The organism is Kocuria salsicia (genome assembly GCF_007681555.1).
GTDB lineage: Bacteria > Actinomycetota > Actinomycetes > Actinomycetales > Micrococcaceae > Kocuria > Kocuria salsicia.
In genome coordinates, this window is the sequence record NZ_VELE01000001.1 from 443,537 (window position 1) to 465,430 (window position 21,894).

Genomic DNA, 21,894 nt, shown 5'->3' on the forward strand with positions numbered 1-21,894 from the left:
GACTCCCGAGTGAAACCTCTGAATGATCTAAAAATATCAAACGACATCAAACAACATCATCAGGAGTCCGACATGCCACGAGCAATGATCGAATCCTCCGCACCGTCACCGCGTGCGGCGCTCTGGCTCGTGGTTCCCCTCGCGGCTGCACCTCTGGGAGCCCTCGGATGGGTGCAGGCCGATCGCCTCCGTTCCGCGGGCGCCACCGACGACCCAACCCTGGCCGTCGCCGTGCTCGCCGCCGGGACGTGCCTGGCCGTGGCCGGGTGGTGGATCGGCGGACTGGCCATGCTTTACGTCGCCGCGGTCGCGAGACGGCTGCGCTGGGCCGGCCTGGAGCGCTGGGCCACTCGGCTCACCCCGGGCCTTGTCGCACGGACGACGGCGGCCGCCGTGGGCATCCAGCTCGCGGTCCTCGCTCCCGCCCACGCCGACGACGCCGCACTGGACCCGTTCTGGGGTTCCGCGGCCTCGGGCACGGAGCAGCTCGCAGCGCCCGGCGAGCAGCCCAGCACCACGGATGCCACGGCGTCGGAACCCGACACCGCGACAGACCCTGACGCCCCGGAGAGCCCCGACCTGCCCGCTGACGGTTCGCCCACCGCCGGAAGGAGCACGGCTGAGACGCCCGCCGCAGGCACGCCCTCGACCACGGATCTGCCGCTCGGCCAGAGCACAGACCAGGCTGACACGCGGGCAGGGGCGCCGCTCGGCACAACGAGTCCGACCACCAATCCTCCCGCCCGGGATCGCGTGGCGGACGGGGTCATCACCGTCATGGCCGGGGACACCCTCTGGGACCTCACGTCCCAGCTGCTGGGCCCAGACGTCTCGGACGCGCTCCTCCCCCAGACCCTCAGCGCCTGGTTGGAGCACAACGCCCTCGCCGAGCACGGGGACCTGATCCACCCCGGGGACCAGCTGCGCGTGCCACCGCACTTGCTGACAGCGCAGGCAGGACGAGGCTGAATCCGCAGACCGCACGCCGCGCAGCCCCGATGCGCCAGAGGCCCCATCGCACCAACCAGCAACCAGCAACCACGAACCACGAACCACGAGGAGCACACCATGAGCGTCGCCGTTCCCGAATCCGCACCCCGCACTCCCGCGGGTGGCTACACCTGGCGGCAGGACCGTTCCGCCGCCGCGCTGACCGGCAAGAATGAGATGGAGCGCGTGGGAGCAATGGCGCGCAGTATCGGCCAGGCTGCCGTGGAGATCCTGGCGGGAACCCGTCCGGCCTCGCAGCTGTCCCGGTGGACGGAACCGGAGGTGGTCGAGCGCTTCACGCAGCGTGCGGCCATGCTGAAGCTCGTGCAGGAGCAGTGCCCCGAACGGCGTGCGGCATTCGACGTGCACCGCGCCTCCAGAATCCGTCGCGTGCGCGTGTGCAGTCCCGCCCCGGGGTGCTGGGAAGCCTCGCTCGTGGTCGAGGAGACCACCCGGGCACGCGCGGTGGCGCTGCGCATCGAGCGGATCAGCCGCCAGTGGCGGGTCACCCACCTCGAGGTCGGCTGAATGCTCCCGTGCTGGGAGCCATCGGCTCAGCGGCGCTTGCTGCGCCTGGTCCTGGCTGCGCCCTTGCCGGCCTTGGTGCGCCGCTGGGCCCGGTTCGTCCCGGAGTCTGCGTCCCCACCGGCCTCGCCGTCCGACGTCGCGGTAGCGGTAGCGGCGGAAGCCGCAGCCGAGGCGGTGGTCGACGAGGCCGACGACGCCGCCCGGGCCGCTCCGGCCTCTGAGCCGGGCGCCGGCTGCGCCTCGGCCTCGACCGCCGCGCGGGGCTCTCCGTCCTCGTCGGGAGCCGTGTACTGCAGGAACGCCGGGCGCTGCGGCGTGGTCAGCTCGACCGCCCCGCCAGTCTCACCGGTGCGCTGCCTGCGGACCTCGAGGTTGAAGAGCGTGACCACGGTCTGCTCACGGATGGCGGCCATCATGTCCTGGAACATGGCGTGGCCCTCGCGCTGGTACTCCACCAGGGGATCGCGCTGGGCCATGGCCCGCAGCCCGATGCCCTCCTTGAGATAGTCCATCTCGTACAGGTGCTCCGGCCAGCGCTGCCCGATGACCGACAGCAGCACCCGGCGCTCCAGGTTGCGCATGGCCTCGGAGCCCAGCTGCTCCTCACGCTCCTGGTAGCTGACCTTCGCATCCGAGAGGATCTGCTCCTGCAGGAAGTCCGCAGAGAGACGGGGAAGACCGCCGGCTTCCTCCACCACTTCCTGGTGCGTGATCGAGATCGGGTAGATGGCGCGCAGAGCGGTCCACAGCTCGTCCAGGTCCCAGTCCTCGGAGTGTCCCACGCGGGTGCGGTCGGTGATGGTGGAGGTGATGATCTCCTCGGTGAACTGCTCGATCTGCCCCTTGATGTCCTCGCCCATGAGGATCCGACGACGGTCGCGGTAGACCACCTCGCGCTGGCGGTTGAGCACGTCGTCGTACTTCAGCACGTTCTTGCGCTGCTCGGCATTGCGCCCCTCCACCTGGTTCTGGGCGTTGGCGATACCGGAGGTGATCAGGCGCCCGGTCACAGGGACGTCATCCGGGGCGATGGCCATCAGACGCTGGGCGGCACCCGGGTTGAACAGGCGCATGAGGTCGTCCGAGAGGGACAGGTAGAACCGGGACTCCCCGGGATCGCCCTGACGACCCGAGCGGCCGCGGAGCTGGTTGTCGATGCGGCGGGACTCGTGGCGCTCCGTGCCGAGCACGTACAGGCCGCCCGCCTCCAGGACGTCGTCGTGCTCGCTGCGGGTGGCGGCCTCGCACTGCTCGAGCACCGTGGGCCACTTCGCCTCGTACTTCTCGGCGTCTCGCTCCGGGTCCAGCCCCAGCTCGGCCATCTTCTCGACGGCGTTGAACTCGGCGTTGCCGCCCAGCATGATGTCCGTGCCGCGCCCGGCCATGTTCGTGGCGACCGTGACCGCGCCCTTGCGCCCGGCCTGGGCTACGATCGCGGCCTCACGGGCGTGGTTCTTGGCGTTGAGCACCTCGTGGCGCACCCCGCGCTTGGCGAGCAGCCGGGAAAGGTACTCGGACTTCTCCACAGAGGCCGTGCCCACGAGCACGGGCTGGCCCTTCTCGTGGCGCTCCTCGATGTCCCGCACCACGGCGGCGTACTTGGTGGCCTCGTTCTTGTAGACCACGTCCCGCTTGTCCTCGCGGGCGATGCCCCGGTGCGGCGGAATGGCGACGACGCCGATCTCGTACGTGTTCATGAACTCCGCCGCCTCGGTCTGGGCGGTGCCCGTCATGCCGGAGAGCTTGTCGTAGAGACGGAAGTAGTTCTGCAGGGTGATCGTGGCCATCGTCTGGTTCTCGGGCTTGATCTCCACACCCTCCTTGGCCTCGATGGCCTGGTGGACACCCTCGTTGTAGCGGCGACCGGCGAGCACACGACCGGTGTGCTCGTCCACGATCTTCACCTCGCCACCGGCCACGATGTAGTCCTTGTTGTTGCGGAACAGCTCCTTGGCCTTGATGGCGTTGTTCAGGAACCCGATCAGCGGCGTGTTCTGCGACTCGTAGAGGTTCTCGATCCCCAGCCAGTCCTCGACCTTCTCGATCCCGGGCTCGAGCACGCCCACGGTGCGTTTCTTCTCGTCCACCTCGTAGTCGGTCTCCGGGACGAGCTTCTTCACGACGGTCGCGAACTCGCGGTACCAGCGGTTCGCCTCCCCGGAGGCCGGCCCTGAGATGATCAGCGGGGTCCTGGCCTCGTCGATGAGGATGGAGTCCACCTCGTCCACGATCGCGAAGTTGTGTCCGCGCTGGACGAGCTCGTCCTTGCTCCAGGCCATGTTGTCGCGCAGGTAGTCGAAGCCGAACTCATTGTTCGTGCCGTAGGTGATGTCCGCGCTGTACTGCTCCCGGCGGGTGGCCGGGTCCTGTCCGCTGAGGATCACACCCGTCTCCAGCCCGAGGAAGCGGTAGACGCGGCCCATGAGGTTCGCCTGGTATTCGGCCAGGTAGTCGTTGACGGTCACTACGTGGACGCCCTTGCCAGTGAGCGCGTTGAGGTACGCGGGCAGGGTGGCCACGAGTGTCTTGCCCTCACCCGTCTTCATCTCGGCGATGTAGCCGAGGTGCAGCGCCGCACCGCCCATGATCTGGACATCGAAGTGGCGCTGGCCGAGCGTGCGGGAAGCCGCCTCTCGCACGGCCGCAAACGCCTCCGGAAGCAGCCGGTCGAGCGACTCGCCGCCCTCGATGCGCTCCCGGAACGAGTCCGTCTCGGCCCGCAGCTCGGCGTCGGAGAGCTCCCTGAAGCTGTCCTCGAGGCTGTTGACGGCGTCCGCATAAGTCCTCAGCCGCTTCAGGACACGCTTGTCCCCCGTGCGAAGGACTTTTTCCAGGAATGACGCCACGTGTGTTCGCTCCTCCGAGATCGGTGGTGGGCACCGGAGATGGGCTGGGGGTGCACCGCCGAACAGTGTACGTGAGTGAGGCTGGACGATTCCCGCGTGCTCGCGGGACGCACGCCGCCCGTGACCACGACCCGGGCCCCGCGACGTGGTCACGGGGCCCGGTGGTGGTGCGGGGTGCTCGGCGGTGATGCCCGGCGGGCGGATTCAGGGGGCAGTGGCGTCTGCCTGGTAGGCGACCTTCTCCTCGCCGGAGGCGCCGTCCGCGCTGAGGCTGATCACGCCGTACTCCCACCCCTTGCGGCGGTAGACGGCCGAGGGCTCCTGCGTGTCCTTGTCCACGAACAGGAAGAAGTCATGGCCCACGAGCTCCATCTGGTCCACGGCCTCGTCCACGGTGATCTCGTGTGCCGGGAAGCGCTTGCGGCGGATCTCCACGGGCGAGGGGGTGTCGCTCAGGACGAAATCGTCGTCGAACACCTCGTCCTCGGCGGCGGCCAGCTCCTGCTCGGAGCCGAACGTGGGCCCGGCATCGCTCGGCACCACGGGCAGGGAGCCCGTGGCCTCGTGGACGGCGACGGAACGCTGGTGGCCTCCGCGGTGGATCTTGCGACGGTCACGCGCCCGGCGCAACTGCTCCATGAGCTTCGCGTAGGCCTCGTCGAATGCCGCAAACTTGTCGTCGTTGCGGGCCTCCGCGCGGACCACGGGACCGCGACCGACCACTGTGATCTCCACACGGATCCCCTGGCGCCCGGAACCAGGGTTGTCCTTGGTCACCTTGACCTCGATGGACTCCACCCTGTCGCCCAGCTGCTGGAACCGCTCGCTCTTGGACTCGACGTATTCCCGGAAACGGTCCGGCAGAGTGATGTTGCGACCCTTGATGTTCAGTTCCATGAGAACCTCCAGAGCTTGAGGACGGTGTGGGACCAGTGGCTCGCCCACGCGGGACACCTTTGATTCCCGTGATCCAACGCTAGATGAATCCGTGAGGAAATTCACTGACCGCCACCTCGGACGTCCATGCGTTCTCCTGGGGTGAACGCGGGACGCGGACCCCGGCGAGGGTCACAACAGCGGGCACGCACGCCCCGGCGGCCCGCAGCGCCCGCACGGCCTCGGCCGCCGTGGCACCCGTGGTGAGGACGTCGTCCACGACCACGCACACCGCGCCGCGCACTCCAGAGGCACGCATCGTTGCGCGCAGCGCTCGTTCCCGTTGGGCCCCGCCGCGCCCTTTCTGGCTCCCGGTGCCTCGTCCCCGCACCCGCCGGTGGGACACGGCGGCAGTGACACAGGTGTTCCGTGGCAGAGGGGCACCCCCGAGGATGCTCGCCACGGGATCAAGCCAGCGACGACGCCGCGCGCGGGCGCTCGTGGGCACCGGCACCCAGTACAGCGGCACCGTCCCCGGAGCCGCCGCCTCCCGGACGTCCCGCGCGGCCGCGGCCAGCACCGGGGCGAGCACGGCCGAGAGGACCGGGGCGAGGTCTGTGCGTCCACCGTTCTTGAACGCCAGGAGGCAGGAGGCGAGCTCGTGCTCGTACTCACCCGCCGTCCACACACGCACCCCTGCGGCGGCAAGCGGCGGAGGGGGCACCAGCGAACGGGGGCGCGCCGTGGCACGCCGGAGCACGATCCGGCACTCGCGGCACAGGGCCCTGCCCGGTTCTCCGCACACTGCACAGGTCACGGGCAGGACAAGTTCCAAGGCCTGGGCCCACCAGCCGCCGAACCGCGCGGCACGGGCGTCCCACGCCGCCCCGGGGCGGTGAGCCGGCCGTGGGAGCGGGCGGCGCGGCGTCGTCATCATGGGACCACTCCACACCGTGCGGCGGGCGGGCCACAGCGCGCAAGAGCCGTGGGGAGCGCAGACCGCACGGGCCCCGGGTGCGCCTCGCGGAGGGGGCGAGGCATGTCGCACCGGATCAGCCCCGTCTCACCCCGCGAACGCGGTGTCCGTGACCGTCTCGCTCTGCAGGGCCCACGAGCTGCCGGTGAGCATGTACAGCTTGCCGTCCGAGGCGCCGTACACCGCGGCCGGGCCGTTGCCGCCGGCGATCGAAGTCACGCCTTTCAGGGAGGGCAGCTCGTCGTAGCGCCCGGCCACGGTGTAGCGCCGGGGCTTCGCGTTGCCGTCCTGGTCCAGCGCCGTGGTGACGAACTCGTCCGCGCTGATCCACTGGGCCGTGTCCACGTCAACGTCCGCCGCCACCGCGTTGCCCTTCACGAGCTCTGTGGGGCGTCCGGAGTCATCCCGGACCACGCCCGCGAGCCACACCGTGGCGCGGGAGGAGCTTCCCGTGGTGGTGACCACGAGCGCCCGGCTCCCCTCCCGCGAGATCCGCAGGGATGCCACGTGCTGGTTCTCCAGCCACTGCGCGCTCACGGTCATGCCCTCGCCCTCGTCGGACGCGCGGACCGCGTGCACCGTCCCGGAACGGTCGGAGCCCCACACGTAGTCCATGCGGTCGAAGCTGGGGCGGGTCAGCTGTGTGCCGGACCAGCGCCGCTCCGGCTCTCTCCCCGGGGCCACGGTGTAGACGGCGGAGTCCGCGTTGTTGACGAATCCGAAGACGGTGGCCTCGGTGCCCATGGCCGGGCGGGCGACCGAGGCGCCCTCGGGCAGGGTCACGTTGGGGATCTCCTCGGACTGCCCGCCCTGGTAGAACGCGAGGTGGTTCTCGGACACGCCGATCTGCCTGTTGGGCACGGTGACCGAGCGGACGGCCTCGCTGCTCGTCCGCCCGGTGGTCTCCACGGGGGCATCGTTGATGGTGAGGTCCACGTCCTCGACGTTCGGCACCGACTGCAGGGTGGCCCGCAGCTGCTGGTCCATGCGGTGGGCCTCGTCCACATCCGCGGGGTCGAAGTTCGCGAGGCTCAGTGCCACCGTGGCGGCCCCCCCGGACACGGGCACAGACGAGCGGGAGAGGGACGCGGACTGCGGCAGCGCGCTCGTCACCGCGCCCCCCAGATATCCCGCCGGCCCGCTCAGCAGGGCGCGCACGGCGGCGGTCGAGGCCGTGGATCGCTTGACGAACCACCGGGGATCCGGCACCAGGTAGTTCGGGTCCTTCGCGGAGTAGAAGTAGAGCGTGATGGGGTCGAAGATCTGCTCGAAGTCGGCCCTCGGCACGATCACGCCGTCCGGGGCCTTGGAGATCCGCCACTGGCCGTCCACCGATGTCAGCATGAAGTCCAGCACCCGTGTGCTGCCCGAGGGCTGGGATGTGAGGACGCCGTTGGATCCCAGCTCCCCGCTGATCTCCAGACTCGTGCGGAACTCGCCCTCGTTGAGCCGGGGCACGGTGGTGGGCTCACCCGAGTGGATGAGCACGCGGGTGTCCGGCTTCCACGTGGTGGCCAGCTGCGGGGTGAGGTACTTGCGCGCCACGGAGTAGTCGTCCTGCGCTCCCACCCCGGCGGCCAGGAAGCCCTCGACGACCTCCTGCGCCGAGGCCCCCACCTGCGGGGCCTGGGGGTTGAACGCCATGGCGGTCTGCTCGGACTGCTCGGTGGGCTCGATGACCTTGTGCACCGGCCCGGAGCGCGGCATGGCCCCGCACGCGGACAGCATCAGACCGAGTGCCACGGCAGTCAGCGCACCGGTGTACCGGGCGCGCCGGTGCTTCGCGCGCGTCCTCCCGGTCCGGGTTCCGCCGGTCCGTCCCGTCACCTGCCGCGAGTGCTTCCGTACCGTCATGACTCCTCCGTCCCGCGGCCGTCCGCGGCCGGGCTCGAGCCCGTGCCCTGACCGCTTCCCGCGCCGGCGACGACGCCGCGCCCACCGTGACCGCCCCCTGTCACGTCCACGGTGGCGTCACCGTGTCCTTGACCGCGGCCGTCGCCGGAGCCGTCCCCGTGCTCCGGGGCTGCGGGGCCCGCCGAGGGGTCCTGTCCATCGCGTGCCCCCGGGATGTCGATGCGCAGCTCGCCCGTGGCCGGCTCGCTCACGAAGCGCGTGGGCGCCGTCAGCTGGAGGGAGCCGGTGTCCGTGACGCGCGCCGTGGACTCGGCGGAGTCCACGTCCGGCGGCATGGGCAGGGGGTTCGGCAGCTCCGGGTCCAGGGGCTGGACGCGCAGCAGCGGCAGGGTGAGGCGGAAGCATGCGCCGTTGTCCGGCTCGGCCCAGACCTCGAGCCGTCCGCCGTGCAGGAGGGTGTCCTCCGTAGCGATCGCCAGCCCCAGGCCGGTGCCGCCCACGGTGCGGGCGCGGGCGGGATCGCCGCGCCAGAACCTGTTGAACACCTTGCTGGCCTGCTCCTCGGTCATGCCGATGCCGTGGTCCCGCACCGCCACCGCCACGCAGTTCTCGTTCGCGCCCACGTAGATGTCCACGGGCTTGCTCTCCCCGTGCTCCAGCGCGTTGGTCACCAGGTTCCGCAGGATCCGGTCGATGCGCCGCTGGTCCATCTGCACCACGGCGCGGGTGAGGGTCGAGCGCACGGTGAGCTCCGAGCCGGAGGTGAGGACGATCGGCGCGGCCGCCTCCACAACGTCGTAGATCACGGCGAAGATGTCGGTCGAGGCCATGTCCAGCCGCGCCGCGCCGGCGTCGAAACGGGAGATCTCCAGCAGGTCCGAGAGCATCGAGTCGAAGCGCTCCACCTGGTTGTGCAGCAGCTCGCTCGAGCGCCGGTTCACGGGATCGAAGTCGTCGCGGGCGTTGTAGAGCACCTCGGCGGCCATCTTGACCGTGGTCAGGGGCGTGCGCAGCTCGTGGGAGACGTCCGAGACGAACGTCTGCTGCATGGACGAGAGCTGCTCGAGCTGCGTGATCTGGTTCTGGATGGAGTCCGCCATCCGGTTGAAGGACCGGCTCAGCCGTGCCACCTCATTGCTGCCGCGCACGTCCATGCGCACGTCCAGGTCGCCCTCGGACAGGCGCTGGGAGACGCGGGCCGTGTTGGAGACCGGACGCACCACCTCGCGGGTCACGTACCACACAATCGTTCCCACGAGCAGCAGCAGCGCCACCATGGACAGCAGCAGCACGGCGTGGATCGAGTCCAGGGTGGCCTGCGGGTCCGAGAAGTCGTAGACGAAGTAGAGGCCGTAGCGGGAGTTCTGGTTGAGCTGGACCACGTCCCCGATCACGATCACGGGCTGCTCCGGCCCGTTCTCGGCCATCCGCACGGACGCCGGCTGCCAGTATGTGCCGTCCCCGCTCGCCACGCGCTGCTGCAGCTGCTGGGGCACCGATGCCGAGGTCATCCACGAGCTCTCCGTCTGCACCCCCACGAAGGACTGCCCCGTCCCCTGGTCCAGGGGGATCAGCACCCAGCGGTGGTCCGTGGTGCTGGGGTCCTGGCTCAGCTTGCCGAGTGTGGAGTTGATGAGCGCCTGCACCTCGGTGCGGTCCGAGGCGTCCGAGGCGTCAAAGCTGGCCTGCGCGGTGCCGATGTCCGTGCGCGCCTCCTCGAGCACCTGGTTGAGACGGTCCGTGAAAAGCCGGTCCGCGATCTGGTGGGACAGGAAGCTGCCCGTGGCGAAGAACGCCATGGAGGTGAGCGTGAGCGCCACCGCGATGGCCCGGAACTGCAGCGACTGCCGCCAGCGGCGTAACAGCACACGACGGCTCAGCCGGAGCCTGCGGAAGCGTTTGGGGCGACGGCGCGGGCCGGGCTTGCGCGCCGCAGCGTCCACCGAGGCGACCGTCATCTATGCGGGTGCCCGCCCGCCTTGTAGCCGATGCCCCGCACGGTCAGCACCACCTCGGGGTTCTCGGGGTCGCGCTCGACCTTGGAGCGCAGCCGCTGCACGTGCACGTTCACGAGCCGGTTGTCCGCCGCGTGGGGATAGCCCCACACGTCTCGCAGCAGCTCGTCGCGGCTGAAGACCTGGTGCGGGGAGCGCGAGAGAGTGGCGAGCAGGTCGAACTCCAGCGGGGTCAGGGCAATCTCCTCGCCGTCGCGGGTCACCGTGTGCCCGGTGACGTCGATGACGATGTCCCCCAGGGTGATCTCCTGCGAGGCACTGCGGTCGGTGGGGCGCAGCCGCGCCTTGACGCGGGCCACCAGCTCGGCGGGCTTGAACGGCTTGGGGACGTAGTCGTCCGCGCCGGCCTCCAGCCCGCGCACGACGTCCGCGGTGTCCGACTTGGCGGTGAGCATCACGATGGGGATGTCCGACTCGGCACGGATCTGCTGGCAGACCTGGATGCCGTCAATGCCCGGAAGCATCAGGTCCAGCAGGATCAGGTCCGGCTCGGAGGCGCGGAAGACCTCGCGCGCACTGGAACCCTCGTAGCAGTACACCGGCTCGAAGTCCTCCGAAGCCAGGATGATGCCGATCATTTCCGACAGCGCGGCGTCGTCGTCCACTACCAAGATTCTCGCCTTCATGGCCCGCTTTCGCACTCGAGTCCTCCATCGGGTGCGGCCACAACCGGGCGCCCCGCGTCCTGCTGAGATTCTACGGCCTGGTGGGGCTCAGGCCTCGCTGCACGCTTCCGTGAGCGCGTCCCCGAGCCCGGTCACGCGTCGCAGCGCGCCCGGCAGCTCGGGCGGGGTGAGCTCGCTGACGGCCGACGACGGCGCCAGCAGCGTCCCCAGCAGCGCGGCGGGGTTCATGCCCAGCTCGGTCCAGGGACGCAGCACCCGTTCCACGTGGGCGCGCACGGCGGGACGACCGGTCACGGGTGCGGTGTCGAAGCACAGCCCCACCCCCGCCTCGTGCAGGGCGGCGAGGGGCTCCCACGCCTCTGTGGGACCGGTGGGCAGCGCGGTCACCGCAGTGTCCGCCCCCGTGCGCAACGCCCAGGCCGGTTCCGCGGAACCGGCGGCGAGCAGCACACGCTCCGCACCGGCGTCGCGCGCTGCACCGACGGCCTCGGTGAGGGTCGCCCGCACCTCGTGGCGCGGCAGCGAGCGCAGGGTGCGGTAGCCGCTGGCGGTGGGAATAGTGCCGCGCAACACCCGGTCCAGCTCGGGTTCCTCGATCACCAGCACCGTGCCGCGGCCGTCCGTGTTGCGCCGCAGGGCTGCGAGCAGCTCGCCCAGCCCGGCGCGCCACGACTGCGTGAGGTCCCGCCGCGCGCCTGGATCGGACTGCAGCTTCTCGCCGTTGTGCACGTGGACCGTGGCGGCCAGCGAGACGGGGCCCAGCATGGAGAAGGACACGCGCCCGGTGTCCGAACCGGACTCGGCACCCAGGACGTCCGCGACCACGTTGAGGTCGCTCGCGAGCAGGGCCCGGGCCTGCCGGGAGTCAGCACCGGGCACCGAGGTGATCCGCCACCCGTGGGGCTGCCGGTCCGCGTGCAGAGAGTCGAGAACGGCACTCGTGCGGGCCGCGAGCTCTGCCTGGGGCCCCCGGTCCGGCAGCACGGGAACACTCGCGAGGTGGGGAGCCCCCAGTTCACCGCGCAGCACGGTGAACGTCTCGAAGAGGTCCGTCCCCCGCAGCGCCCGGGTGAGGGTGGCTGTGACGGCGTCCCCCGTGGGGGCGCTCATGCGTCGTGGCCGCGGTGGCGGTCCTCGGAGATGGCCTCGTGGTGACGGATGACCTCGCTGATGATGAAGGTGAGAAACTTCTCCGCGAACTCGGGGTCCAGGTGGGCCGCCTCCGCGAGACTGCGCAGCCGCTGGATCTGTGCCTTCTCACGCTCCGGGTCCGACGGCGGGAGGTCGTTCTCGGCCTTGAGCTTGCCCACCCGCTGGGTCGCCTTGAAGCGCTCCGCGAGCAGGTGGATCAGAGCGGCGTCGATGTTGTCGATCGTGCCGCGGATCGAGTCGAGCCGCTCGAGCGCGGTCTCGGACGTGCGGTGCGGGACGGAGGATGCTGCCGAATCCACAGGGGCGTGGTCCTCGGGGCGGCCGGTCGGGTGCGTGGCTGAGGTCATGCGTCCACTGTAATCACCGCGGCGCGGCGCCCCGAAACGCTCTCAGGAGGCCGCGACGACAGGGCGGTCCGCGTGCGCGGAGTCGATCGTGGCCTGCCCCAGCACGCGCGTCCCCTGGTAGAGGACCATGGTCTGGCCGGGTGCGACGCCGCGCTGGGACTCGGCGAGGCGCACGTGCAGACGGGGCTCACCGGCCTCGCGGCTCAGCGAGGCGGTGGCCGGTGCGGGATCGCCGTGGGCGCGCACCTGCACGGTCACCGGGAACTCCTCGGAACGGGCGTCCGTCGCGTCCCCCAGGGCCGCGACCTCGCGCGGGGCCAGACCCGCCCACGAGGGCCGGATCCCCTCCATGACGTCGATCGCGAGCAACTGCTCGGGGCCCACGACCACCTCGTTGGTCTTGGGCCGGATCTCCAGCACGAACCGGGGCTTGCCGTCCGGGGCGGGGCGGCCGATGTGCAGGCCACGGCGCTGTCCCACGGTGTAGGCCTGGGCCCCGCGGTGCTCGCCCAGATCGTTGCCCTCGGTGTCGACGATCCGCCCGGAGTCCAGGTCCATGTGGTCCTCGAGCCACCCGCGCGTGTTGCCGTCCGGGATGAAGCAGATGTCGTGGGAGTCCGGCTTCTTGGCCACGGACAGCCCCCGCTGCTCCGCCTCCGCGCGCACCTGAGCCTTGGACGGCGTCTCGGCGAGCGGGAAGATGGCGTGCTCCAGCTGCTCGGCTGTCAGCACGCCCAGCACGTAGGACTGGTCCTTCGCCCAGTCGGCGGCGCGGTGCAGCTCCTTGTGCCCGTCCGCGTCCTCCACCACCTTGGCGTAGTGGCCGGTGCACACGGCGTCGAAGCCCAGGGCGAGCGCCTTCTCCAGCAGGGCAGCGAACTTGATCTTCTCGTTGCAGCGCATGCACGGGTTCGGCGTGCGCCCCGCGGCGTACTCGGCCACGAAGTCGTCCACCACGTCCGCCTGGAAGCGCTCGGAAAAGTCCCACACGTAGTACGGGATGCCCAGTTTCTCCGCGGCGCGCCACGCGTCCCGGGAGTCCTCAATCGTGCAGCACCCGCGCGCTCCGGTGCGCAGCGTGCCGGGGGTGCGGGACAGTGCCAGGTGGACGCCGGTGACGTCGTGCCCGGCGTCCACGGCGCGTGCCGCGGCCACTGCCGAGTCCACGCCGCCGCTCATGGCTGCCAGAACGCGCACGGGGTGCCTCCAGGGAAGGTCGTCGAGTGGGACGCCTTAACAACGGTGCCTCTCCGGCCGCTATTCCCGACGACGCCGCACGCCGGAGCGGGTGCCCGGCGCCGGGACGTCCGAGCGGCACGGGCCGCGGCGTCGTCGTGCTCAGGCGGCGCCTTGCTCAGAACGCTCCGGGCACGTGTCCCGAGAGGCCCGCGGTGCGGGCGCGCTCGTAGACCTCGCCCACCGCGTCCAGGACGCGCTCGACGTCCTGCTGCGTGCTCGTGTGCCCAAGCGAGAAGCGCTGCGCGCCGCGGGCAGTCTCCTCCGGCACGCCCATGGCCAGCAGCACGTGGGAGGCGCGCGGCACGCCCGCGTTGCACGCCGAGCCGGTGGACAGCGCCACCCCGGCCGCGTCGAAGAGGAAGAGCATGGAGTCCCCCTCGCAACCGGGGAACGTGAAGTGCGCGTTGCCCGGCAGCCGGGTGGGATGCTCCCACTCCGCCTCCGGGGCACCCGGCTCGGGCCCTCGCAGAACGGCGTCCGGGACCCGCTCCCGGATCCCGGCCACGAGGGCGTCGCGAAGGCGTGCGCGGCGCAGGAACTCCCCGCGCAGATCGGACCGGGCCGCCTCGACCGCCGCGCCGAACGCCGCGGCACCCGCCGCGTTCACGGTGCCGGAGCGGACACTGCGCTCCTGACCTCCCCCGAAGCTGGTTGCGGCGAGCTTCACCGTGCGTGGGGCGTAGAGCGCACCCACACCCATCGGGCCGCCGAGCTTGTGGGCCGAGACTGCGAGGGTGCTGATGCCGCGCAGATGGGCGTCCACGGGCACGGCGCAGAACGCCTGGACCGCGTCCACGTGGCAGGCCACCCCGGCGTCGTCGCACAGGGCCGCGAGTTCCGCCACGGGCTGGACGGCGCCGACCTCGTTGTTCGCCCACATCACCGTGGCCAGCGCGACCTCGTCACCGCGCCGCGCGAGCAGGTCCGCGAGCGCGGCGGGGTCCACGCGGCCGTCCTCGGCCACCTCGAGCCACGCGAGCTCCGCGCCCTCGTGGGCAACGAGCCACTCGGCTGTCTCGGACACGGCGTGGTGCTCCACGGTGGACAGCGCGATCACCGTGCGACGAGGGTCGGCCTCCCGTGCCGCACGGTAGAGGCCGAGCACCGCCATGTTGTCCGCCTCGGTGCCGCCGGAGGTCAGGATGACCTCGACCGGTTCCGCGTTGAGGGCTGCCGCGATCTGGTCCCGCCCCGTCTCCAGCGTCATGCGCGCGGCGCGACCGCCGGAGTGCAGGGAGGCCGGGTTGCCGCCCCTGCGGGCCTGCTCGACGAACGCCTCAACGGCCTCCGGGAGCATGTCCGTGGTGGCGGCGTGATCCATGTAGACGCGGGGTGTGGGCATGGTCCCCATTCTAGGCGCGCCTACAATCGCCCCCATGCTGCACTTCGTCTTCCACACCCCCGAGATCCCCGGCAACACGGGCAACGCGATCCGCCTGGCCGCGTGCACCGGCGCACGGCTGCACCTGGTGGAGCCCCTGGGCTTCAACTTTGACGATGCCAACCTGCGCCGCGCGGGCCTGGACTACCACGACCTCGCAGTCATGGACGTGCACCCCAGCGTTGACGCGCTCTGGGACTCGCTCGGGGATGCCCGCGTGATCGCGTTCACGTCCCACTCGAGCACCCGCCACACGCAGCTGGACTACCGGGACGGGGACGTCCTGCTCTTCGGCCGCGAGTCCACGGGGCTTCCGGGGGACGTCCTGGAGGACCCGCACGTGGGCGAACGCGTGCGCATCCCCATGCTGCCCGGCCGCCGCTCCCTCAACCTCGCCAACTCGGCGTCCATCGCGCTCTACGAGGCCTGGCGCCAGCTGGGCTTCCCGGACGGCGTCTGAGCCGGGGACGACGGCGGCGCGGGGCCGGTACCGCAGCCACCACGCCGGGGAACACGGCGACGGCGGCCCAGCGTAGCGCACAACGACGGCGCCCTGCGCACCCGGGTGCGCAGGGCGCCGTCGTCGAGGGGCGCTCCGTCCGGGGCTGTCCCCGTGCAGTGGCTAGTTGCTCGTGTGGTCCGCCGCGTTGCCGACGGTGACCGTGACGGTCTTCTCGTCGTTGCCGCGGCGGAAAGTGAGCTCCGCCTGGGAACCGGCCGCGAGCTCGCGGACGCCCGCGGTCAGCGCATCGGCGTCCGTGATGGACTTGCCGTTGAACTTCGTGACCACGTCGTTGGCCTTCAGCCCGGCGTCCGCGGCCGGGGAGCCGCTCTCCACGCTGCGCACCAGGGCGCCCGAGGAGAACTGCCCCGAGTTGCTCCCGGACGGCGTGTAGGAGGAGACGGACGCGCCCAGGTAGCCATGCGTGGCCTTGCCGTCCTTGATGATCTCGTCCGCGACCCGCTTGGCTGTGTTGGACGGGATCGAGAATCCCACCCCGATGTTCCCCGAGCTGGAGGAGTCGTTCGAGGAGGACCCCGCCGCCGAGGCGATCGCCACGTTGATGCCGATCACCTGACCGCTCGAGTTCACGAGCGCGCCACCCGAGTTGCCGGGGTTGATCGCCGCGTCCGTCTGCAGGACGTTGAGGTAGACGCTCGACTTCGCGGACTGCGAGCCCGACTGCCCGTTGTCCGGGAAGTTGAAGAAGAAGTCCTGCCCGCCGCCGCCCTGCTGGGAGTCCTCCGGGGTCTCCTGCGCCGCCGAGGAGGCGACGGCGATCGTCCGGTTGAGCGTGGACACGATGCCGTCCGTGACGGTTCCGCTCAGTCCGAGAGGAGCACCGATCGCGATCGCCACGTCGCCCACGTTGAGCTTGCTCGAGTCCGCGAACTCTGCGGGGGTCAGCCCGGAGGGGTCCACCTTGATGACGGCGAGATCGGACTCGGGGTCCGTGCCCACGACGGTGGCCTTGCGCACCGAGCCGTCCGCGGTCTGCACCTCCAGGTTCGCGTTGGAGGTGGCGCCGTCGAGTGTGACCACGTGGGTGTTGGTGAGGATGTGGCCCTGGTCGTCGAGCACCACGCCGGAGCCGGTGCCGCCCTCACTGCCCGACGTCGCGGAGATGGTGACCACGGAGGGGGACGCCTTCTGCGTGGCACCCGTGATCTCGTTGACCGAGTCCGTGTTGTTGACGATCACCGGGGAGCTGTTCGCGCTCGTCGACGAGCTGCTCCCACCGGCCACCGCACCGGTGCCGATCGCGGTCCCCGCACCGAGCAGACCGGCGAGCGCCATGCCTGCCACCATCGCGCCGGCGGAGAACTTGCGGCGGGTCTTCGTGCCGCCCTCACCCGGGTGGGCCGCGGAGCCGCCCTGGAACGACGCACCGTCGTAACCCCCGCCGTACCCGCCAGCCTGGCCGTCCGCGCTGCCCGAGCCGTAGCCGTTGTGGCCGTTCTGGGATGCGGGGGGAATGGGCTGAGTGTCGTTCGGGTTCCAGGGCGAACCGTGCCGCGGATCGGCCCCGGTGTCCCCCGCGGCGCCGGTCGACCCGGAGTCGCTCGCTCTGTAGGCCTGCTCTCCGTAGCGGGGGACGGGACGCTGCGGATCGCCGCCGTCGCGGGGATCGTGGGAATCGGCCATCTTCTCTCCTCAGAACCTCAGGTACCGACTCCTGGGCCGGTCTCTTTCCGTTGCCACAGTATGCGCGCCCGTGCTGTGTCGGTGCTGTGAGAACTGACGGGTTCTCGTGAATCAGCTCAACCTTTCCGGGGTGCGCGCTGACATCACGGATCCAGCACCTGTGCTCAGCGTATTCTGTGACTTGAGCGGCGCCGCTCCCGCGCAGAACGCACCGACGATCACGGGAGGCGCCGAACCACCGGGCTGACGTCGAAAGAACGAGGGTCATGAGTTCACGCACCTACTGGCGGCGCACACTGTCGGCGGCCGCACTCGCAGGTTCCTCCCTGATGCTCCTCTCCCCCGCAGCACTGGCCGAGACCCCGCCCACGGTGGATCCGGGCGTCCGCGTCGTGGATTCAGCGGACGCGCTCGGTGACACCTCCGCGCTGCAGGACTCGATCGCGTCCCTGTCCCAGGAACACCAGATCACGCTCTACGTGGTCTACGTAGAGCGCTTCACGGATCCCACCGACCCGGAGCAGTGGGCGAAGCAGTTCGCCTCCAACAACGGTCTCGGCAGCAACGACGCCGTGCTGGCGGTGGCCACACAGGCTCGCCAGGCACGATTCCTGGCCAGCTCCGCCGGGCCACTCTCCACCAGCGATCGACAGAAGATCTACACCGATGACATTGCCCCCGCACTGAACAAGGGTGACTGGAACGGCGCGGCCGAGGGCGCGGTGAAGGGCATCGACTCTGCCCTCAGCGGCGGTCTGGGCGGCGGTGGCGGTGCGGTTCTGGGCACCGTGGCGGTCGGGGGGCTCGCCGCCGCGGGCGTGGGTGCCGTGGTCGTGGCGCGCAAGCGACGTCGTCGTGGCGCAGACGTACCGGGGGGCCAGCAGCAGCGCGGTGGCGCGCCGCAGCGTCCGCTGGTGCCCCTGCCGGAGCTCCACAGGCAGGCCGGCTCGGCACTCGTGGAGGCGGACAACGCCATCCAGCACTCCGAGCAGGAGCTCGCGTTCGCGCAGCTGCAGTACGGCGAGGAGCAGACACGGCCGTTCCAGGAGGCGATCGCCCGCGCCAAGGAGCACATGCGGGAGTCCTTCGAGCTGCAGCAGAAGCTCGAGGACGACATCCCGGACACCGAGGCGGACCAGCGCGCGTGGCTCGGTGAGATCATCGACCGCACGCGGCAGGCCAGGGCGCCGCTCGCGGAGCAGGAGAAGAACTTCACCCAGCTGCGGCAGCTGGAGACCCGCGCCCCCGAGGCGTTGGAGGGGGTCCGCCGCGCCGTGGCGGACGCGCGGCCACGCCTTGCGGACGCCGAGGCTACGCTCGTCTCGCTGCACGGGACCTACGACGACGCCGCCCTGGCCCCCGTGGCGGACAACGGCACCCAGGCGCGGGACCGCCTCGAGTTCGCGGAGTCCTCGATCCAGCAGGCGCAGCAGCACCTGGACTCCGGTGAGGTCTCCGAAGGGGTGCTCGCGATCCGGGCCGCCGAGGAGGCCACGGGTCAGGCCGAGGGGCTCATCACCTCGGTGGACAACGCGCGCCGCGAGCTGGCAAAGGCCGAGGAGTCCCTCAAGGATGCCGTGAGCATCGCGCAGCGGGACGTCGCCGAGGCCGAGGGGATCGTGCAGCACGGCTCTCGCCCCGAGCTCGCGGGTGCCGCCGCGGGGGTGCGCTCTGTGCTGCAGACGGTCACGGAGCAGATGTCCTCGGGCCACTACGACCCCGTGGGCTCGGCCCGCCGCCTGGCCCAGGCGAAGGCGGAGCTGGACAAGGGGCTTCAGGACGTCCGCAACGCCCAGGACCGCGCCCGCTCTGCCCGCGAGACCCTCTCCCACACGCTGGTGAGCGCGCAGGCGAGCCTCACCACGGCGTCGGACTACGTGTGGGCGCGCCGGGGCGGCGTGGGCGCTCAAGCGCGCACCCAGCTCGCGGAGGCAGAGCGCCACCTGCAGATCGCCCAGCAGCTGCAGGAGTCCGATCCAGAGCGTGCACTGAACGAGGCCAACCAGTCCATCCGGCTCGCCGAGGAGGCACAGCGCTCCGCGACCGCGGACGTCGACCAGTTCTACAGCTCTCCCACCGGCTACGGCGGCATGGGCTACGGCGGGCGCCGCAGCAACGGTCTTGGCGGTGCGGTGCTCGGCGGCATCCTGCTGGGCGGCATCCTCAACGGGGGCGGCGGCTACGGCGGCGGCCACCACGACGGCGGTTTCGGCGACGGCGGCGGCTTCGGGGGCGGTTTCGGCGGTGGTTTCGGCGACGGCGGCGGCTTCGACGGCGGGGTGGGCGGCAGCTTTTGAGCCGCCCCGGGTCCCCACGGGCTGCCACGCACCGCCCTGACCCGCAAGATCTCAGCTCCATCCGACACACGAGAAGAGGAGAACGACATGAGCAAGCAGTCGATTTTCGGGCGCATCGCCCAGCTGGCCAAGGCCAACATCAACGCCATGATCGACTCTGCGGAGGACCCGCAGAAGATGCTGGACCAGATGGTCCGCGACTACACGGAGAACATCCGCGAGGCAGAGTCCGCCGTGGCCCAGACCATCGGCAACCTTCGCCTGCTGGAGAAGGACCACGCGGAGGACGTCCAGGAGGCCGCGCAGTGGGGCAACAAGGCCCTCGCCGCGTCCAACAAGGCGGACGAGTTCCGCAGGGCCGGCAAGGAGCTGGAGGCCGGCAAGTTCGACGACCTCGCCAAGGTGGCACTGCAGCGCCAGATCCAGTCCGAGAACGAGGCGCGCGCCGCAGAGCCGCAGATCTCCTCCCAGACGGAGGTCGTGGACAAGCTCAAGGACGGGCTCAACAGCATGCGCGGCAAGCTCCAGGAGCTCTCCACCAAGCGCGACGAGCTGGCCGCCCGCCAGAAGACCGTGCAGGCTCAGTCCCAGGTCCAGGACGCCCTGAAGTCCTTCGACGTCATGGATCCCACCAGTGAGGTCTCCCGCTTCGAGGAGAAGGTCCGCCGCGAGGAGGCAAGGGTGGCCGGACAGCAGGAGCTCGCGGACTCCTCCCTGGACCGTCAGTTCGAGGCGCTGGAGAACATGGGCCAGCAGACGGAGATCGAGGCCCGGCTCGCCGCGCTGAAGGCCGGCTCCGGCGCCAAGGACGGGGAGAACATCGTCTCCTCCGAGGAAGTCTGAGTCGTGGCGACGACGACGGGCAGCGCCCGCGAGCAGCTCGAGGCCATCCGCACCGGCTACGCGAGCGAGGCCCCGTGCCTCGAGCTCGGTGCCGCCCTGGACGAAGACGGTCCCCACACCGACGCACCGGTCCGCGTGCCCCTGTCCACTCTGAACCGCCACGGTCTGGTGGCCGGTGCCACCGGAACGGGCAAGACCAAGACCCTGCAGGCCCTCGCGGAGCAGCTCAGCGCCCAGGGTGTGCCGGTGTTCCTCACGGACGTCAAGGGCGATCTCAGCGGCATCTCGCAGCCCGGCGAGGAGAACCCGAAGGTCGCGCAGCGCGCGGAGTCGGTGGGCCAGCAGTGGACGCCTACCGCAAGCCCCACGGAGTTCTACAGCCTGGGCGGCCAGGGCAAGGGGGTGCCGATCCGCGCCACCGTGACCTCGTTCGGTCCCACGCTGATGTCCAAGGTGCTCGGCCTGAACACCACGCAGGAGTCCTCCCTGGGACTCGTGTTCCACTGGGCGGACTCCAAGGGCTATGCGCTGCTGGACCTCAAGGACCTGCGCGAGGTGATCGTGCACCTGACCTCACCCGAGGGCAAGGAGGAGCTCGCGGAAATCGGCGGCCTGTCCAAGCAGACGGCCGGAGTGATCCTGCGCGAGCTGACCACGTTCGCCAACGAGGGCGCGGACGTGTTCTTCGGGGAGCCCGAGTTCGACACGGCGGACCTGCTGCGCACGGCCGAGGACGGCCGCGGCGTCGTCTCCTGCCTCGAGCTCTCCGAGGTGCAGCAGCACCCCCGCGTGTTCTCAACGTTCCTGATGTGGCTGCTCGCAGACCTGTTCCAGGACCTGCCCGAGGTCGGGGACGCGGACAAGCCCCGCCTGGTGTTCTTCTTCGACGAGGCCCACCTGCTCTTCGAGGACGCCTCCAAGGAGTTCCTGAACTCGATCGAGCAGACCGTGCGCCTGATCCGCTCCAAGGGCGTGGGGATCTTTTTCGTGACGCAGTCCCCCAAGGACATCCCCTCGGACGTCCTGGCGCAGCTGGGCAACCGTGTGCAGCACGCCCTGCGCGCGTTCACCCCTGACGATGCCAAGGCGTTGAAGTCCGCGGTGCGCACCTACCCGAAGAGCGCCTACGACCTGGAGCAGCTGCTCACGCAGCTCGCCACCGGCGAGGCCGTGGTCACGGTGCTGTCCGAGACCGGCGCGCCCACTCCCGTGGCGTGGACCCGGATGCGCGCCCCGCAGTCGCTGATGCAGCCGGCCCCGGCCGACACCGTGGACACCGCGGTCGCCGCCTCCCCGCTGCTGTCCAGGTACGGAGAGGCGGTGGACCGCGAGTCCGCCTACGAGCTGCTGCGCGGGCGGCGGGAGAAGGCCCAGGCGGACTCCGACGGCACGGACGCGGCACCCGAGGCGCCCCGTGAGGAGCGCCCGGAGGAACGACGTCCTGACGAGGACCGTGACGACGCTCCCCGCGGTCGTCGCGAAGAGCAGGAGGACGGCGGCTTCCTGGGCTCCGTCATGGAGAATCCCGCGGTGCGCTCGATGATGCGCTCAGCCGGGTCCGTGCTGGGCCGGGAGATCACGCGGTCCATTTTCGGCACATCGCGGCGTCGCCGCTGAGCCGCTGCCGCGGTTGACGAGCGCTGCAACGCACGACGCGCCACCGGTGCCCCTCCACGGGCCCGTCGGCGTCGTGCTGTGCGGGCCACGAGCCATCGCGAAAGCGGAGTGACCTGCGCCCCCGGGACCGGACCCCGGCCCTGTCCGCCAGCCGCGGCAAC

General features: G+C 70.7%; 17 protein-coding genes. 6 read left to right on the forward strand and 11 right to left on the reverse strand.

The window, feature by feature from the left end:
* Positions 1–72 precede the first annotated feature (72 nt).
* Both FS770_RS01970 and FS770_RS01975 read left to right on the forward strand, forming a co-directional pair.
* Positions 73–969, forward strand: coding sequence for a LysM peptidoglycan-binding domain-containing protein (locus tag FS770_RS01970; protein WP_145009526.1), 897 nt, complete (start codon positions 73–75; stop codon positions 967–969).
* 99 nt (positions 970–1,068) lie between these two features.
* Positions 1,069–1,518, forward strand: a complete 450-nt coding sequence (locus tag FS770_RS01975; protein ID WP_144942127.1) for an Rv3235 family protein — start codon at positions 1,069–1,071, stop codon at positions 1,516–1,518.
* A gap of 26 nt (positions 1,519–1,544) precedes the next feature.
* Here the strand turns inward: FS770_RS01975 and secA are convergent, their stop codons facing one another.
* From secA to FS770_RS02025, 10 genes are all read right to left on the reverse strand, one after another.
* Positions 1,545–4,364 carry a preprotein translocase subunit SecA gene (gene secA, locus FS770_RS01980; protein ID WP_144942125.1) on the reverse strand — a complete coding sequence of 940 codons (2,820 nt, stop codon included), beginning with the start codon at positions 4,362–4,364 and terminating at the stop codon, positions 1,545–1,547.
* Positions 4,365–4,568: 204 nt separating this feature from the next.
* Positions 4,569–5,261 (reverse strand): ribosome hibernation-promoting factor, HPF/YfiA family, encoded by a 693-nt coding sequence (hpf, locus tag FS770_RS01985; protein WP_144942123.1) that lies wholly within the window; start codon positions 5,259–5,261, stop codon positions 4,569–4,571.
* 79 nt (positions 5,262–5,340) lie between these two features.
* Positions 5,341–6,177 (reverse strand): ComF family protein, encoded by an 837-nt coding sequence (locus tag FS770_RS01990; protein ID WP_244944692.1) that lies wholly within the window; start codon positions 6,175–6,177, stop codon positions 5,341–5,343.
* Positions 6,178–6,303: 126 nt separating this feature from the next.
* Positions 6,304–8,070 carry an LpqB family beta-propeller domain-containing protein gene (locus FS770_RS01995; RefSeq protein WP_244944693.1) on the reverse strand — a complete coding sequence of 589 codons (1,767 nt, stop codon included), beginning with the start codon at positions 8,068–8,070 and terminating at the stop codon, positions 6,304–6,306.
* Positions 8,067–10,028 (reverse strand): MtrAB system histidine kinase MtrB, encoded by a 1,962-nt coding sequence (mtrB, locus tag FS770_RS02000; RefSeq protein ID WP_244944694.1) that lies wholly within the window; start codon positions 10,026–10,028, stop codon positions 8,067–8,069. The genes FS770_RS01995 and mtrB overlap by 4 nt, the downstream gene beginning before the upstream one ends.
* Positions 10,025–10,711: an MtrAB system response regulator MtrA gene (gene mtrA / locus FS770_RS02005; protein ID WP_144942121.1), complete on the reverse strand. Its 687-nt coding sequence runs from the start codon at positions 10,709–10,711 to the stop codon at positions 10,025–10,027. Before mtrA ends, mtrB begins: the two co-directional genes overlap by 4 nt.
* A gap of 87 nt (positions 10,712–10,798) precedes the next feature.
* Positions 10,799–11,821, reverse strand: coding sequence for a hypothetical protein (locus FS770_RS02010; RefSeq protein WP_144942119.1), 1,023 nt, complete (start codon positions 11,819–11,821; stop codon positions 10,799–10,801).
* Positions 11,818–12,210 carry a chorismate mutase gene (locus tag FS770_RS02015; RefSeq protein ID WP_144942117.1) on the reverse strand — a complete coding sequence of 131 codons (393 nt, stop codon included), beginning with the start codon at positions 12,208–12,210 and terminating at the stop codon, positions 11,818–11,820. The genes FS770_RS02010 and FS770_RS02015 overlap by 4 nt, the downstream gene beginning before the upstream one ends.
* A gap of 42 nt (positions 12,211–12,252) precedes the next feature.
* On the reverse strand, positions 12,253–13,407 hold the full coding sequence (gene mnmA / locus FS770_RS02020; protein ID WP_144942115.1) for a tRNA 2-thiouridine(34) synthase MnmA: 1,155 nt from the start codon (positions 13,405–13,407) through the stop codon (positions 12,253–12,255).
* Between the two features lie 157 nt (positions 13,408–13,564).
* Positions 13,565–14,791, reverse strand: a complete 1,227-nt coding sequence (locus FS770_RS02025; protein ID WP_094394836.1) for a cysteine desulfurase family protein — start codon at positions 14,789–14,791, stop codon at positions 13,565–13,567.
* Between the two features lie 34 nt (positions 14,792–14,825).
* On the opposite strand from FS770_RS02025, the gene FS770_RS02030 reads away from it, so the two are divergent.
* Entirely contained in the window at positions 14,826–15,290 is a 465-nt protein-coding gene (locus tag FS770_RS02030) for a tRNA (cytidine(34)-2'-O)-methyltransferase (protein ID WP_055084835.1), read from the forward strand.
* A gap of 162 nt (positions 15,291–15,452) precedes the next feature.
* On the opposite strand, the gene FS770_RS02035 is transcribed toward FS770_RS02030, so the two are convergent.
* The gene (locus tag FS770_RS02035; protein ID WP_145009529.1) at positions 15,453–16,976 is read right to left on the reverse strand and encodes a S1C family serine protease; all 1,524 of its coding nucleotides are present in this window, start codon (positions 16,974–16,976) and stop codon (positions 15,453–15,455) included.
* A gap of 266 nt (positions 16,977–17,242) precedes the next feature.
* Between FS770_RS02035 and FS770_RS02040 the strand changes: the two genes are divergently transcribed.
* The 3 genes from FS770_RS02040 (at position 17,243) to FS770_RS02050 (ending at position 21,733) form a co-directional block, all read left to right on the forward strand.
* A complete protein-coding gene (locus FS770_RS02040) occupies positions 17,243–19,273 on the forward strand; it encodes a TPM domain-containing protein (protein WP_145009532.1) in 2,031 nt (676 codons plus the stop codon).
* An 87-nt stretch (positions 19,274–19,360) separates the two neighbouring features.
* Positions 19,361–20,116, forward strand: a complete 756-nt coding sequence (locus FS770_RS02045) for a PspA/IM30 family protein (protein ID WP_094394299.1) — start codon at positions 19,361–19,363, stop codon at positions 20,114–20,116.
* Positions 20,117–20,119: 3 nt separating this feature from the next.
* Positions 20,120–21,733, forward strand: coding sequence for a helicase HerA-like domain-containing protein (locus FS770_RS02050; RefSeq protein WP_145009535.1), 1,614 nt, complete (start codon positions 20,120–20,122; stop codon positions 21,731–21,733).
* The last annotated feature ends 161 nt before the right edge of the window (positions 21,734–21,894 follow it).